Origin of the sequence: Corynebacterium gottingense, assembly GCF_003693265.1 — a bacterium.
GTDB classification, from domain to species: Bacteria; Actinomycetota; Actinomycetes; order Mycobacteriales; family Mycobacteriaceae; genus Corynebacterium; species Corynebacterium gottingense.
Genome location: NZ_RDRE01000024.1, coordinates 1 through 15,625, shown reverse-complemented (window position 1 = coordinate 15,625; position 15,625 = coordinate 1). Strand labels below are relative to the sequence as shown.

Sequence of the window (15,625 nt, the reverse complement as noted above, 5' to 3'; positions counted from 1 at the left end):
TCTCCCGCCTCCCGGTCCGCTACACCTTTAACAACCGCTACTTCAACGACACCTACGAGGGCCTGCCGGTCGACGGCTACGCCGCCTGGTTGGAGAAGATGGCGGAGCATGAGCTTATCGACGTCCAACTGTCCACCGACTACTTCGACTTCCGCGATGAGCTTCGCGCCGAATCCCCCGACGCCCCCGTGGTCTACACCGGGCCCGTGGACCAGTACTTCGACTACGCTGAGGGCCACCTGGGCTGGCGCACCCTGGACTTCGAGCGCGAAGTGCTGGAGACCGGCGACTTCCAGGGCACCCCGGTGATGAACTACAACGACGCGGACGTGCCGTACACCCGCATCCACGAGTTCCGCCACTTCCACCCGGAGCGGCAGGATAGCTATCCTGCCGACAAGACGGTGATTGTGAAGGAATTCTCCCGCTTCGCCGAGGACGGCGACGAGGTGTACTACCCGATCAACACGCCCGAGGACCGCGACAAGCTGAAGAAGTACCGCGAGCTTGCTGCCGAGGAGTCCCGCGAGAACAAGGTGCTCTTCGGTGGTCGCCTGGGCACCTACCAGTACTTGGACATGCACATGGCAATCGGCGCGGCGCTGTCCCTGTTTGATAACCACCTGCGCCCGCACTTCGAGGACGGCGAGGCACTGAACCAGGCACGCGGGCACTAGGAAGCAAACGTGCGACGGGATCTGGTGACTGCGGGGATTGAGAAGCTGGTCAACGCAATAGCAAGTGGCCATTTCTCTGAGGGGCAAGCCTTGCCTGGTGAGCAAGGGCTTGCTGATTTTCTCGAAGTCTCTCGGCCGACTATGCGGGAAGTGGTCCGTGCGTTAGCGGACCGAGGGGTCCTAGAGGTGGTCCATGGGCGTGGGACCTTCGTATTGCCACGCGCTCAGTGGCGCGATGTGGAAACTCTGGTTGAAGTGTGGCGCCAGGTCTTGCCTCAGTCTGAGGTGGATGAGCGGCTTACCGAAGTGCGTCGAATGATTGAGGTTGGCTCATGTGGCCATGCCGCCAACAATCGAACGACGAAAGATATCGCTCAGCTCGAGGCTTGTCTCGAGCGGTTTTCGGAGGCGGCCGCAGCTGGAGATCTTGAGGCTGCGAACAGGGCGGATGTGGACTTTCATAATCAAATTCTCCGTGCCACTAAGAATCCATTTCTCATGTCCGTGATGCGGCCACTCGAGGGAGCGTTGGCGGAATCTCGGCGCAGGACTACAGCGGATCCTGAGGTGCGTGCCCGCGCGGACTGGCATCACCGGGAGATACTGCAAGCGATTTCGGCGGGGGATGCTGAGGGGGCAAAAAATGCCATGCGCGCGCACATGAATCAGACTTGGGAAGATTTGCGGGGTTCCGACTCCCCTTGCGATCGGGGGTAATTTACTAGTGTCGCAGATCACATTTTAGGGTGCTATGCGATCTATATATTACGCTGCGGGTAACTCCTCAGAGGTCTGAGGAACTGGCCAAAGAAAGCGAGACACAATGGTTTCCCTGCAGACGTTGCTTGCGGACTACCCCGACCCGATTCGAGTTCCCGCATCAGACATTCCTGCCACCGATACCACGTTGGTAGTGCTGGACGATGATCCGACGGGTACTCAATCAGTTGCTGACCTCCCGGTGCTGACCCGCTGGAAAGAGGACGACATGGTGTGGGCGCTCCAGCAGGACGTCTCGGCGATTTATGTCATGACTAACTCCCGTTCGCTTGACCCGGTTGATGCTCGAGCAATCAACCTTGATGTCGCGCACGCCGCGATCGCCGCAGCGAAGAAGTTGGATAAGAAGGTTGCGTTCGTGTCCCGGTCTGACTCCACGCTGCGCGGCCACTATCCGCTTGAGCCGGATACGCTTGCAGAAGTTGCCGAGGCGAATGGACAGAGTATCGACGGCTACATCATTGTTCCCGCTTTCGGCGATGCCGGCCGTATCACTGTCGGTGGTGTGCACTACGCCGGTAATGACACGGATGGCTACCAAAAGGTGGAAGACACCGAATTCGCCCAGGACGCCACGTTTGGGTACAAGCACTCCCGCATCGCTGACTGGGTGGAAGAGAAAACTGATGGCGCAGTGAAGGCCGCCGACGTGATTGAGATCCCTCTAGACGTGGTGCGGGGGGAGCCGGGAGGCGTCGAAAAGCGACTGCTCGAAGCACGCGACCGCGTCCCGATCGCGGTGGACATTGTCACGGAAGATGATCTGCGTTTGCTGTCACTCGGTCTGATTGCGGCTGAACGTGCAGGTAAGAACTTCATTTACCGCGTCGGTCCGCCGTTTGTGCGTGCGCGGATTGGCCAAGATGTACCGGAGCCGGTGCACCCGGAGCGTGTGGCTGAACTGCGACAAAACACTGACAACGTCGACGGTGGTCTGATCGTGATTGGCTCGCATGTGCCCACCACTACACGTCAGCTTGCACGGTTGAAGAAGACTGACGATGCGCCCGTGGTGGAGATGGATGTCGCGCGCGTGATCGAGGAGGGCAGCGAAGACTATATCGCGGAGCTCTCCGCCAAGATTGAGCAGCTACTCACCCGTGGCAACGTCATTTTCCATACCTCCCGTGAGCTCGTACGTGGCGCAACCCCGGATGAGTCGCTTGCAATTGCCCGCAAGGTCTCCGATTCCCTGGTCACGGTGGTTAACCGCGTAGTCAATCGCGTCACACCCGCATTCGTGATTGCGAAGGGAGGCATCACGTCTTCCGACGTCGCGTCGAAGGGGCTGGAGATGACTCGCGCGATGGTTATCGGTCCGATGCAGCCCGGAATCATCTCCATGTGGCAGCTGCTCGACGGCCCTGCCGCTGGCGTACCGTACATCGTCTTCGCCGGAAACGTGGGTTCCGATGACTCGCTCGCCGAGGTCGTCGCCGCCCTTTCTACGGAGCACAACTAAACCACTGCAAACACTTAACTTTAAGGAGCTCAACATGTCACAGCACATCATCACCGTCGTAGGCCTCGGCGCCATGGGCCTGCCGATTGCCACGAATCTGCGTAACCACGACTTCTTCGTGCGCGGCGTGGATATCGACGAAGCACGCTTGGGGCTCGGCCGCGAGGCTGGCCTGGAGGTATTCAACACCGCGCTCAATGCCGTCGAGGGCGCTGATGTGGTGTTGCTTGCCGTGCGCAATCACGCGCAGCTTACCGAGGTGCTCTTCGGAGAAGCCGGCGTTGCCGACCGCATGAAGGACGGTGCCGCGATCCTGCTGATCTCCACCGTTGGTGTCGCAGCCGTAGAAGAAACCGCAGCGGTGCTCGCAGAAATGGGAATTGCACTTATCGACGCCCCCGTTTCCGGCGGCCCGGTCCGTGCCGGCGAAGGTGATCTGTTGGTCACCGTCGGTGCTGAGCCTGCAGTGGTCGACCGTTACCGCGATGTTCTTGAGGCCATGGCCGGCAATCTTGTGATTGTCGGTGGCAATCCTGGCAAAGGGCAAGCACTGAAGACCGTAAATCAGCTGCTCTGTGGCGTGCACATTGCTGCTGCCGGTGAGGCCCTCGCCTTGGCAGGCGAGCTTGGTCTGGATCAGAAGGCTACGCTGGATGCCCTGATGAGCGGTGCTGCGGCTTCCTTCATGCTGGGCGATCGCGGTGAGCGCATGCTGGACGCCTACACCGAGGAGGGGGCGGAGGTAAAGAGCCGCATCGACATCTTCGTCAAGGACATGGGAATCGTCACCGCTGCCGCGAAGTCCGCTGGCATCGCTGTGCCTGTTGCTGCCTCTGCCGAGCAGCAGTACCTGCAGGCGTTCGCTCGCGGCATGGCTGCGCAGGACGATTCCTCCATCATCACGATTGCCTCCCCGAGCGGCCCGAAGGGTGACAACGCATGATCACCGGAACTGGTCTCATTTGGCTTGGGCTCGCGGCCGTTGCCGTTCTGCTTGCCCTGGTGATTTGGGTGCGCATGCCTGCCTTCGTGGCCTTGCTCCTGGTTTCCCTTGCCACAGCACTGCTCTCCGGCATCCCGCTGGCCGAGTCTGTCGGCGTGATCACTGGCGGTGTGGGCAAAACTCTCGGCTCCGTCGCAGTGGTTGTCGGCCTTGGCGCCATGTTGGGCAAGATTATTGAAGAATCCGGTGGTGCGACAGCCCTCGCCCAGTACTTCACCGGCAAACTCGGCCGTAAACGCATTGTCGCTGCCGTGGTCATCGCCGCCTTCATCCTTGGCATCCCGGTATTCTTCGACGTCGGCTTCATTATTCTCGCGCCGATTACTTTCGGTTTCGCGGCCGTAGCCAACATCAACCCAATCAAGATCGGGCTGCCCGTTGCCGCAGCACTTCTCACCGTCCATGTTGTGGTGCCACCTCACCCGGGCCCCGTTGCAGTAGCTGAGCTGCTCGAGGGCGATGCTGGTCTCCTTCTCACTATCGGCCTGCCAATCGCCGCAGTTACTGTGGCGTTGGGCTACCTGGTTACCCGCCGCATCGACGTCAGCGCCATTGGGCGCTCTACATCCCCGGTCGAAGACGCAGGCGTTACTGAGGTGGAAAATCCACCGTCGCCATGGACGATCATTGGTCTGATTCTCCTGCCGATCATTCTCATCATGCTGGGCACTACCAGTGCAATGGTGCTTGAGGAGGGGTCCGTCGCCCGCGATGTCGCCGCTTTCATCGGTGCCTCCCCGGTGGCCCTCCTCACCGTTGTGCTTGTGTCCTGGTTCGTGCTTGGTAGTCAGCGTGGCTGGAACCGTCAGGAATCTTCGGAAGTCTTGGACTCCGCCCTGCCGGCTGTAGCTGTAATCATCTTCGTTACTGGCGCTGGTGGCGCGTTCGCTAACGTGCTCGTCGAATCCGGCATCGGCCAGGTCCTTTCGGACCTCCTCGCCGGCAGCGGCCTCCCGCTCATCCTTACCGCGTACTTGCTCACCGCTGCACTCCGCGCCGCGCAGGGCTCCGCAACGGTGGCGCTTCTCACCACCGCAGGTCTCGTGGCTCAGCCCATCGCGGACGCTGGTCTGAGCAGCGTCCAAGCTGCCCTCATTATGGTTGCTATAGGCTTCGGTGGCCTGGGCCTCAGCCACATCAACGACTCCGGTTTCTGGATCGTGACTAAGTACCTTGGCCTCAGCGTCAAACAGGGTCTCCGATACTGGACCATTGTGTCTACCGTATTTGGGCTCATCGGTTTCCTGCTTACTTGGGCCGTATACGCGGTAGTGTAGAGGCGATTCGGAACAACGGGCGCTGCTAGGTATCTGGCTTGAGTATCTCCGGTACTCGCGCGATAGCGCCCGCCAGGGCCAAATACATTATTCCTTGGCCCTGGGGTTACGGAATCCTGAGGTCCTATACACTCTGTCGGTTGCAGTACTATTAGCCCGGTAAGGGTGAGTCCAGACCATTGACTGCAGTTCTCGATGCTTCGCTGCCAAGTCCTCTTGCCTCCGAGCTTCTTGATCTAGCCGACGAATGGCTAACTGAAAATCATTCATCGAGGAATTTCGGCGCATCCGTGTTTTGGGGGAGCTAACTTTCTGCGCAACAGCCGATTTCTTGTTCTTACGGCCCCTTTTGTTTCTGCTGCGGTTTTTTCTTGTGATGGATTCAAGAATTTCGGCGCCCCTCACGCCGGATTCGAGCCTGCGCCAGATGCGTGAGTATTTCTTTTCGACTTCATTCAATTTGTCGAGCGTTTCCGGTTTCTGTGTTGCCGGGACTGCACCCTCTCGGATCTGTTTGAGGGTGTCCAGCAGTGCACCTCGTTCTTTTTCATAAAGAAGTCGAACATCAGCTGCTTCGCGGTCGACCAACAGTTGAGCGCGGTCAAATGGAGTGAGCTCGGGAGTTTTCTCAGCGTTTGTTTGGGCTTGCCGGTTTTCTTCGCTTCAGCTTCGGACTCCGACCCGTCATACTTCTGTCGGGATCTAAAACTGCTGGAAGTATCGCCGTTGACTGAAGACTCACGCCCCTTCTGGGGCTTAAACTTCATTGCTTCCTTGCGGATCTTCTCGTATCGGTGCCCTTCGCAAATGCTCGTGAGTTCCTCGAGGAATCGCCTCCGTGGCACATCGAATGAAACTGTTCTAGACGTTGACTCCAGCGCCTCTTTGGCAGTAGCTTCTAACTGCCTGTCGAACAATCGCAACGCCACGCGTATAGCTTCGATCTGTCGGACGAGAACGAGATTCTCACGGGTAGTATTCGGGCCGGGCGCGGCATTAATGATTCTTTCGTTCATTGACATATCGCGTGGTCCTTCTTGCTAAAGAAGTTGCTTCGGTAAGCGCCAGATTCTGTTGCCCAAAGGGGTGACGAGGACACCCGGTCTAATCTTCATTATGAAATCTTCGTCGGCCTCGGTGCGGGGGAAGTATTTTGCGCCAGGTGTACTTGTTAAACCAATAATCGGAGGATAGGTCGGATCGTAATCCACAACTACGTTATATGTCTTGAGGCGCCGTATTAGGCTGTTCGCGCGTTCTAGGGATTCTTCGCTTAAATTATCCGGAGCGACCGCAGCATGGCCCACCAGGCGAAAAGATACGATGGTTGAGTTTCTCGCTAGCTCTGGATCGACCTCCCAAGGCATGTTTTCCCTCACAGTAGTGATAGGCGAAATATGACCGCCTTGCTTGGCGAGCTTATTCACGTACTGGCGAGTGACGCCGTAGCTCTGGGCGATGTCTGTCTGTCGCTGGCCAGATTTCATGAGATAGATGACAAGCGATGGCGTAAGCCCACTCATGTTTTCCCTTTCATGGGTAGTTCTTTAAAAAAGTTGAAACTTATTAGTCGTATTACGCCGCCTCCGACCAGCGTGGAGCGAATCGCTCCATCTGTTCCAGAACGAGCACTACTGCCTCGTTGCGTTGCTCTCGTGGGTATCCGTTCTTGCGCAGCAAGGTCTTGATGGAGCGCCGAAGTTTGGCGCGGACGTCGTCGCGCACGGTCCAGTCAGTCTTGGCGTCGCGGCGCAACGTTTTCACGAGGTCGCGGGCGATTTGGGCGATGACATCGTCGCTCAGCACTTCGTCGGCCGAGCCGTTGGAAGCAACAACGTCGTAAAACGCAAGTTCGTCATTGTTCAGCGGTGGGTGAAACTGTTCGCCACGTTGAGTTTCCGCCACGATCTCCTTTGACAGCTCGATCAGCTCAGCGATGACTTCGGCGGAGGTGAGCTGCTGGTTGGTATAGCGGTTCATCAGTTCGCGGATGCGTTCGGAAAACTGTTTCGCGCGTACTTCGTTGTTGCCGGTGGCTGCGCGAGACTCTTGGAGGAGGTCGCGACGAAGGGCGTCGATCAGTAGCGCGGTCCTCGAATCTCCGTGCTTTTCGAGTTGAAGTGCTTCGATGTTGAGGTCTTGAAGGTTTGGCAGGTCGCGATCAATTTCTTCATAGATGTCGATGACCTTTGAAGACGCGCTTGAGTCAACGACGAGTTGGCCGAGCAGCGTAAGGACTTCCTCGTTGAGTGGTTCGCCGTTGGCACGCCGGTCTGCAGCGTCCATTTTGATGAGTTGATTGCGTATGTCGGAGTAGAAACGCACGTCGCTACGGCATTCGTCGGCGTTGGGGCTACCTGATGCCAGTGACCATGCTCGAGCGAGCTTGCCAGCTAATTCGTTGAATTGCTTCGCGAGTTGGTAGCGGCCGTTCTCGTCAGCAGTCTTTGGATCGCGGAGCTTTGCAAGTAGTTGGAGGCGTGCTTTGCGTTGCTCACCGGCTGCCTCGAGCACCCGCCATTCTTCGCCAGCGAGAGCATCGAGCTTTTCGACGAACCCGCGTACGATCTTCAGTGCTTCCTCAATGCTTTGGCCGACTACTTTCTCGTCTTCTTCGGTCGTACTCTTTGTGAACTCGGCGATTGCTGCCTGGAGATTGTCGATGAGTGGCGCGTAGGCAACGAGGAGACCGCTTTCCTTTTGGCGGAACTTCCGATTGACCCGGGCGAGTGTTTGCATCAGCAGCGCGCTTTTCAGCGGGCGGTCCAGATACAGCGTGTGTAGCGGAGGTGCATCGAACCCGGTCAGCATCATGCCCTGGACGATGGCAATTTCGAGCTCGTCATCGGGGTCTTTCATGCGGTCCTTGATAGCGTCCATTCGGCTCTGGTTACGGATGTGTTTCTGCAGGTGAGCAGGGTCGGATGCTGAACCGGAATAGATGACTTTGATCTTGCCATCGAGGTCGTTGTCGCTGTGCCATTCTGGGCGGAGTGCGATGATTCTTTCGTACAGGTTGGCCGCTATATCCCGGGTCTGTACCACGATCATTGCTTTGCCAGGCGCGCCAATGAACTGCCGCATGTTTTCGCGGCGGTCTTCCCAATGACGTATGAAGTCCTCGGCAAGCGTGGTGAGGCGCTGCTCCGATCCGTAAATAGTGTTCAGCACGGCGACTGAGCGCTGTGCCTTCTCCCGATCTTCTTCGTCAATGTCGGCGAGGATATCGGTGGCTGCTTCGTCGATATCTTCATCCGTAATCCCCTGAATCCGTTCGAGGGGGATGAGGCGGGGCTCGAAATAGACTGGAACCACGGCACCATCGGTGACGGCCCGATTCATGTCGTAGACGTCGATTTCACCACCGAATACGTTACGGGTGTTTCGGTCCCACTCGTCGATTGGGGTGCCGGTGAACGCGATCATGGTGGCGTTCGGCAGTGCGGTACGGAGGTGATGTGCGTAGCCATCCGCGTTGGTGTCGCCGAATCCGTAGTGGGAGCGGTGAGCCTCGTCCGAGATAACCACGATGTTGTGTCGCTCAGAAAGTACTGGGTGTTCCAGCTCGCGGTCGTCGTTTTTTCCTTGCAAACCGAACTTTTGCAAAGTGGCGAAGTAAATGCCACCAGATTGGCGTTGACTGAGCTGTTCACGCAAGTCTTCACGGCTAGTGATGTGGACTGGTGACTCAGGCAGAAGCGTTGAGACGGAGAATGTGTCGAAAAGCTGTTTATCTAGCTCGTTGCGGTCGTTTAATACGACGACAGTGGGGGAGTCCATCCGTGCGTCGCGCATGATCTTCGCGGTGTACATTTCCATTTCCATAGACTTGCCAGACCCGGTTGTGTGCCACACAACGCCGGCCTTTTTGTCGCTCCTCGCTGCTTGGATAGTCCTGCCGGCAGCTTTCGTCACTGCGAAATACTGGTGGGGTTTTGCCACGCGCATGCGGAGCTCGCCGTCGATTTCGTCAAATGCGGTGAAGTCCACAAAGATCTGGCCGAAGCGTTCGACATTGAACAGGCCCCACATGAGCATGTCGAACTCGGTCATTCCTTCCCCGTCCACGACGATGAGTGGCCCCTGTTCGAAGGGATTGCCGTCGTCGTCGACGCGCCAGCTGCTCATGTGTTCGCGTGGGGTGAATGGCGTTCCATAAAGCGCGCCGATGCCGTCGGATGCGACAACTACGTTTGCGAAGCGGAAAGCAAGCGGGAACTCTTCGACGTAGGTTCGCAACTGGTTGTAGGCGTCTTCGACGGTCGCGGTGGATCCTGATTGTTTCAGCTCAATGATGGCCAGCGGCATCCCGTTGACGTAGAGCACGACGTCGAAGCGACGCTCTTTGTCCAGGTTACGGATGGTGATTTGGTTGGCCGCAATGTAGTCATTCTTGGATGGATTGCGGGAGAAGAACGTGATGGTTGGGTTCTGACGCTTTCCGTTTGCATCGACATATTCAATCCCGCGGTATCCCTCTACGAGAATTTCATGTAGGCGGTGGTTTTCGGCGATCGCGCTTTGCGACTGGGGTGTGATCACTTCTGCCATCGCTTGTCTCAAGTACTCGTCTGGTACTTCGGGGTTTAGATTGCGTAGTGCGTTGAGGAGGCGACCGCGAAGCACGATGTCGCGCCAGTTCTCACGCTCGCCACTGCCGGGAGCGAGCGTTTTGCCTTCCTCAGGCTTCCAGTCGAGTTCGCCGAGCAGGTCAAGTGCATCGACTTCGAACATTGCTTCGCTGTACATCATGGTTCTAGACTTCGTGTTCCTCATCCAGGGTTTCTGTACCTGCAGCAGTTGCTTCCTGTTCCGCTTCTCTTACTGTGATCTTGCCATTCATCAGCAGCGGAAGCAGCTCATCGCGGGTTTTGGTGAGCGTTAGATTCTCATCTCTTATTTTTCTAGCGAGCTTGAGCAAAGGAGAAGTCGCGGAGTCGAAAGTGGTAAGACTTTCTTTACTAGGCCAAGCAGTTTCGTAAGCCCCTAAATCACCATGTTGAACTCTCTGCCGACCAGAAGTTCCTGTCATCGTTTGTTCTGCGAAGGTGCGAAAATCCGTTGACCTGGCTATTGCGTAAGGGGCTGCGGGTGGAACTCCTGATGGCGGTCGCATCACAATGAATTCCGTTGACCCAGAGCCGACCTCGTCAGTGGAGAGGAAGTCTACGAATCCACATTTGCCGTTCTCAAAGCAAGGGGTGATTCGGGCAAGAAGTGTGTCGTCATTTTGAAAGCGGGATCCACTTTTAGCTTCGCGGAAAACCCATTCTTGTACAGAAAACCCGCTTTCAGGTAGGTTTTTCATCTCGATGGTTTTAACCAACGTGCCCTTTGGGACGGAAATTTTTGGGTTGAACTCAACCACATCGCCAAGACAGACAAGATCCGCATCGAAAGTGGCCGAAACTTGCCACAAAGCCTGAATAGTTTCGTCTATAACCGCCAACACGTGGTTATTTGCCGTGGTCTTGTCGTCGAGAGAACCAAGGACATCAACGATGCGGTCTTGCTCAGGCCTAGATGGAGCAGTCACCCTGAAACCACTAATGTGGTTACGGTTCAGAGAAGCTTGGGCGGTTCCCGAATTAAAACCGGTCAAATCAATTGTTTGGAATAGATAAAAGAGCCATTTTGGATTATTGCCTTTAAAATCTTTAGCAAACAGTGTTGTATTCAATGGCCAAAAGTCCGTGTCACTCCACTTTGGAATGCCGAGGTTTGAGCTTCGCCCGATGACAAAACCGGGGCCGGCGACTTTTGCTTGGTTATGACTTGCGATTTTCTTTCCGGCAGAAAGAACTGGAACATTACCAGGGATACGGCTCTTGGTCGGGAGATCGAACCCCCTCTGGAGCGTGACTAATTCTCCCAGAGTGGTTTCTGTCCAGGGCATTATTGCAACCTCCCCAACTGTTCGCGGACAACGACGCCGAGGCGTGCGGATTCGTCTAAAGCGGCGTTCAGTTCTGCCTGAAGGCGTGTGATTTTTTCGTCGATCGGTTCTTCGTCTTCTTCGTCTTCGACGAACCCGACATAACGGCCTGGGGTGAGTGTGAAGTCCGCTTCGCGAATCTCTTCGAGCGACACAGATTTGCAGAAGCCGAGCTCGTCGTTGTACTCGCTCTCGGTGGATGAGCGGCCACGCCAGGTGTGGAACGTGTTTGCGAGCTTCTGGATATCCTCATTCGAGAAAGTACGCTCGGTGCGGTCAACCATGTGGCCGAGTGAGCGTGCGTCGATAAGAAGGAACTGACCGCGGCGGTCGATGGCCCCCTTAGAACCGACACCCTTGTCCTTGGCGAAGAACCAGATGCACACCGGGATCTGTGTGCCGCGGAATAGTTGAGTCGGCAGTGCGATCACGCACGACACGATATCGTCTTCGAGCATATTCTTACGGATCTCGCCTTCACCCGACGTGTTTGAAGTCATGGTGGCATTCGCCATGACGACGCCGGCTTCACCCTGAGCGCTCAGCTTCGAGATGATGTGCTGCATCCAGCCAAAATTGGCATTGCGCTCCGGCGGCACGCCGTAAATCCAGCGCTTATCGTCGGTGCTGCGTACCCAGTCTTTGATGTTGAATGGCGGGTTGGCCAGCACATAGTCCATCTCCACGCCTGGGTGGATGTCGCGGGCAAAAGTATCGCCCCAACGCTCGCCGAGACCGCTCGCGCTTAAAGCGTGAATGGCAAGGTTCATGCGGGCCATGCGCCACGTGCGTTCGTTGAGTTCCTGTCCATAGACAGCAATCGCAGACTGGTCCTTATCATGCGCGTCGAGGAACTTTTCTGCCTGAACAAACATGCCACCGGAACCACAACATGGGTCATAGACGCGGCCTTCGGTCGGCTCGAGGATCTCCACCAGCGTCCGCACCACTGAGCGCGGGGTATAGAACTCGCCGCCGCGCTTCCCCTCTGCAGATGCGAAGCGCGCGAGAAAGTACTCGTATACCTCCCCCAACAGATCGCGGGCGCGCTCCGGTCCTTCTGCGGTGAATCGAGTGGTGCTGAACAGGTCCACGAGCTCACCCAGGCGACGCTGATCCACGCTATCGCTGTTGTAATTGTGCGGCAGCGTGCCTTCCAGCGAAGGATTATCGGCCATGAGGGCTTCGGCAGCTTCGTCGATAAGTTTGCCGATGCTCTTAAACTCACCACCAGCGCCTTCAGTCTTGCCCTTGGAATGGCGCTTGAGGTAATCCCAGCGGGCTGTTTCTGCTACCCAGAAGACGTTCTTTTCCAAGTAAGCGTCATGATCTTCGAGGTCCTCGAGAATATCCTCCTCACTTACGCCGTCTTCTTCGAGTTCAGCTCGAAGTTCCTCGCGGCGAGCATCGAAAGCATCGGTGACGTACTTAAGAAACACAAGGCCCAGGACGATGTCCTTGTATTGGGAAGCGTCCATGGAACCGCGCAGCTTATCGGCTGCTTTCCACAGAGTATCCTGGAATTCTTTGACGGGGGTCGGAGTCATATCTGGGATCCTACTTTCCTGCGAAGACAAGATTGATCAGGGCTTCGCTCGCGTGTTTGGTTTCGCGCTCAAGCTGGTGTGCAGCCGAGCGGGCGCTGTCGAGCGAACGCTGCGTCTCTGCAATGACCGCCTGTTGATCACGGTTGAGCTCTGGGATGACAAGACGTGCTACTGGATTTCGACGTGGCACCCGGCCACGACTGTCGGAATTCATCGGGGCGTTGAGACACGCGGCGATGAAGTACGGGTCGTAGGCATCGGATGCAGCGCGGAACACTATGAAATGCCTTGAAGGAACCCAATTTTGGCCATCGTCCTCGTGAACTCGCGCCGGGGCGGTTCCCAACCGCGGCATCAGGATGTCACCAGGTTGCAGTAAATCTTCGGGATCGAAGTCATTGACAAAGGCGGGGGCCACATTGTCGTTTGGAGTTGCGAGACGGGCGCTGCCCGTGGACTGGCTTTCGTCGTAGCGGTGGCTACCGGCAATACGAATGAAGTGACCGGCGTTGACGAGCTCGCCCATAGTGGTGGACGTGGTTGAAGGCGGGATTGTATCTGCGGAGACGCGGGGGGCGGAGATATTCATGAAGTCCTTTGTGGTTGTTTGTAGGCGTTGGAAAGCGGCATCGAACTCGGCGGCTGCGTCGTTCGGGTCGGTGGGCTGAACGAGATAGGTTGACGGGTGAAGCGATCCGTCGTTGGTAACGACATCTGCCAAGGAAACTGCCTTGTACAGCACGTCCGTGTCTTGCTTGTTACGTGCGGCGGTGAGCCAATCTGCAATTCGCTGGGGGACAGATTCCGGCTCCTGGCCAGAAGCATCAATGAGCAACGGTTCTCTGACACCCCCTGTACTTAGTACCCACAGTGCAACTGGAATACGCGACGCAGAGAGTATCCCGCCAGGGAGTTGTACGACAGCTTCGATTTGTCCTTTCGCTGTGAGGCGCTGCCGATGTTCCTTGAATCGATCATTGAACGTTGTGCCCAACCCCGTAATAACGTACGCGCGCCCGTCGGTAGCTAGGTGTTGCACACAATAAAGTAGGAAGAGGTCGTCGCTCATGAGTCCCCTCAACGGGTAATTTGGGAAAACACGTTGTAGGTGATCTAGCTCCTCTCCCGCAAAGCGCATACCTATCGTAGGTTCACAGACGATGAGATCAGCCTGGACATCGGAAAACGGATCGTAGCGAAGGGAATCGCCGGTTTTGATGCTGGCTTTCTGCTCTGTGAGGTGTACTAGCAGTCGGGCCAGGCTAGCGGAATAGGGATCGATTTCTACACCCGCGAGCTGCGCCGTTGGTGCATGCTTCCCGGCGCTAAGGAGGGTCCCGCCAATTCCGCAGGCGGGGTCCAATACGGTCTTCACGTTCTTGGTCGTAGTCGAAGCGGCTGCCGCAAGTGCTGCGCTGGAAAGAGACCTGGAGGTCCCATACTGGCTGCGAGCTCCACGTGATCTGATGCCTAGGAATCGGTCGACTATAAGCTGAGCAGCTTTGTCGTAGTCCTTTAAATCCAGATTGGCGATGCCATTCTCTACGTCTTCGATGGTTTTAGCGCTTATGCGGGACCGGAGTTTTTCGAATTCATCCGAGGGCTGAAACGCGGGGTCTTTATCCAGCGCCAATAGCGTGAGCAGTACCAACGGGTAGTTTTCAACGGGGATCGCGCCTCGCAATAGATTTGCGACGGCCCACAGGGCGGTGACTTGTAGCTCCTGTTCGGCGTCTTCAGGGAAGAAATCGTTACGTTTGAGCCATTCGATGACCGAGGCTGCCTCAAACAGGGGTTTACGTGGAGTTGACTCTTCTACAGGGGCTGGAAAGTCATCGTAACGCTTTCTCCAGTTACTCACCGCCGGGCGGCCGACTTGGGCGAGCTCTGCGATGTCCTTGAGAGTGAGGTGTCCGGTGGTCGCAACCATTTAGGCTGTCTCCTTAACGTGTCGGTGGAGTTGAATAACGTTCGTGTGTTCTTCGGAGGTGGTGAGCTGATCGGTTCTGACCCGTGCGTAGCCGTCCTCTGCTAGGTGTACCTCGGCTGCGGCGAGCCGAAGCTGTGTGGAGAGTTGAAAGCCGTGGGAATACACCTTGGTTGGCACTCCCAATTCTGCCGCGTGGGCTACTGGCTCTGCGAAGATTCCGTCTCCGGAGACGAGCGCTATCTCGTCGAACTGTCCGGGGTTCATGTGCATAATCTCGTCGATTAATCGATGGTCTGCGCCGTCTGACCCTATTCCTGCGAGTAGGCGGGGCCCTTTCCAACCTGCGTTCACATCTAGGATCCCGCCCTTGTCGGATGCAATGACAACGATTTCGCCTTCTTTAAGTCCCAGCCAGACTGTGAGCATCTTTTTGCACCACTTGGCCTGGGCTGAGCTTTGAATCGGGCCGCCGTTGAAGTTTTCAATGTCAATGAGGATGAGGCGGCGGGGGTTGGGGTGTTGCTGCGGCGTTTTGGCGAGTGCTAGTGCGTTCATTCGTTGAGGTCCTTTCTGGCTCTTCGACTAACAAGATGAACTGTAACCTACGTTCGCACTTGGTGCAAATCTATGTATGTTCACACTCCAAAAGGCCTGGTTGACGGCACTTTGTTCCATGAGTGTCTCTGGGATTATCGCGTTTAGCTATGTTTATAATGGTTGTGAACGTTGAGTGGATGCTGCATGAGGTGGCTAACTACCTTCCTGGACATGCACATGGCCATCGGCGCGGCGCTGTCCCTGTTTGATAACCACCTGCGCCCGCACTTCGAGGACGGCGAGGCACTGAACCAGGCACGCGGGCACTAAGGGGGCCGACAGCCCGCCCTTCTTCCTTTAGGTAAGGCAATCCTATATAGTCTGCAGGGTGAGTTTTAGGCCTTTCCTTGCAACCGTCCTCCGTAGTGAACGTGTCGCGCCGAATTTCCAACGAGTGACGTTCACCGGGGTCGATGC

13 protein-coding genes are annotated in these 15,625 nt (G+C 56.6%); 6 read left to right on the top strand and 7 right to left on the bottom strand.

What is annotated here, in order from left to right:
* The 5 genes from EAW56_RS10005 to EAW56_RS09985 form a co-directional block, all read left to right on the top strand.
* On the top strand, positions 1-677 hold a 677-nt coding region (locus tag EAW56_RS10005; RefSeq protein ID WP_279629698.1), incomplete at its 5' end, for a UDP-galactopyranose mutase.
* A gap of 9 nt (positions 678-686) precedes the next feature.
* Positions 687-1,394: a FadR/GntR family transcriptional regulator gene (locus EAW56_RS10000; protein ID WP_122086378.1), complete on the top strand. Its 708-nt coding sequence runs from the start codon at positions 687-689 to the stop codon at positions 1,392-1,394.
* Positions 1,395-1,500: 106 nt separating this feature from the next.
* Positions 1,501-2,919 carry a four-carbon acid sugar kinase family protein gene (locus tag EAW56_RS09995; RefSeq protein ID WP_122086376.1) on the top strand — a complete coding sequence of 473 codons (1,419 nt, stop codon included), beginning with the start codon at positions 1,501-1,503 and terminating at the stop codon, positions 2,917-2,919.
* A gap of 34 nt (positions 2,920-2,953) precedes the next feature.
* Positions 2,954-3,862 (top strand): NAD(P)-dependent oxidoreductase, encoded by a 909-nt coding sequence (locus tag EAW56_RS09990; protein ID WP_122086374.1) that lies wholly within the window; start codon positions 2,954-2,956, stop codon positions 3,860-3,862.
* Positions 3,862-5,199 (top strand): GntP family transporter, encoded by a 1,338-nt coding sequence (locus EAW56_RS09985; protein WP_122086379.1) that lies wholly within the window; start codon positions 3,862-3,864, stop codon positions 5,197-5,199. Before EAW56_RS09990 ends, EAW56_RS09985 begins: the two co-directional genes overlap by 1 nt.
* A 455-nt stretch (positions 5,200-5,654) precedes the next feature.
* On the opposite strand, the gene EAW56_RS09980 is transcribed toward EAW56_RS09985, so the two are convergent.
* The 7 genes from EAW56_RS09980 to EAW56_RS09955 are packed head-to-tail and all read right to left on the bottom strand — an operon-like array spanning position 5,655 to position 15,166.
* Positions 5,655-6,221: a hypothetical protein gene (locus EAW56_RS09980; RefSeq protein ID WP_095279048.1), complete on the bottom strand. Its 567-nt coding sequence runs from the start codon at positions 6,219-6,221 to the stop codon at positions 5,655-5,657.
* An 18-nt stretch (positions 6,222-6,239) separates the two neighbouring features.
* Positions 6,240-6,722 carry a hypothetical protein gene (locus EAW56_RS12605; RefSeq protein ID WP_147453281.1) on the bottom strand — a complete coding sequence of 161 codons (483 nt, stop codon included), beginning with the start codon at positions 6,720-6,722 and terminating at the stop codon, positions 6,240-6,242.
* Positions 6,723-6,774: 52 nt separating this feature from the next.
* Complete coding sequence (locus tag EAW56_RS09975) at positions 6,775-9,951, bottom strand: type I restriction endonuclease subunit R (protein WP_122086373.1); 3,177 nt, start codon at positions 9,949-9,951, stop codon at positions 6,775-6,777.
* Between the two features lie 4 nt (positions 9,952-9,955).
* Positions 9,956-11,095, bottom strand: a complete 1,140-nt coding sequence (locus EAW56_RS09970) for a restriction endonuclease subunit S (RefSeq protein ID WP_095279046.1) — start codon at positions 11,093-11,095, stop codon at positions 9,956-9,958.
* The gene (locus tag EAW56_RS09965) at positions 11,095-12,681 is read right to left on the bottom strand and encodes a type I restriction-modification system subunit M (RefSeq protein ID WP_095279045.1); all 1,587 of its coding nucleotides are present in this window, start codon (positions 12,679-12,681) and stop codon (positions 11,095-11,097) included. The genes EAW56_RS09970 and EAW56_RS09965 overlap by 1 nt, the downstream gene beginning before the upstream one ends.
* 10 nt (positions 12,682-12,691) lie before the next feature.
* Positions 12,692-14,611: an N-6 DNA methylase gene (locus EAW56_RS09960; RefSeq protein ID WP_095279044.1), complete on the bottom strand. Its 1,920-nt coding sequence runs from the start codon at positions 14,609-14,611 to the stop codon at positions 12,692-12,694.
* Positions 14,612-15,166 carry an NYN domain-containing protein gene (locus tag EAW56_RS09955; RefSeq protein ID WP_095279043.1) on the bottom strand — a complete coding sequence of 185 codons (555 nt, stop codon included), beginning with the start codon at positions 15,164-15,166 and terminating at the stop codon, positions 14,612-14,614. It abuts the gene before it with no gap.
* Between the two features lie 186 nt (positions 15,167-15,352).
* Between EAW56_RS09955 and EAW56_RS13150 the strand changes: the two genes are divergently transcribed.
* Positions 15,353-15,478 (top strand): hypothetical protein, encoded by a 126-nt coding sequence (locus EAW56_RS13150; RefSeq protein ID WP_275432988.1) that lies wholly within the window; start codon positions 15,353-15,355, stop codon positions 15,476-15,478.
* Positions 15,479-15,625: the final 147 nt, after the last annotated feature.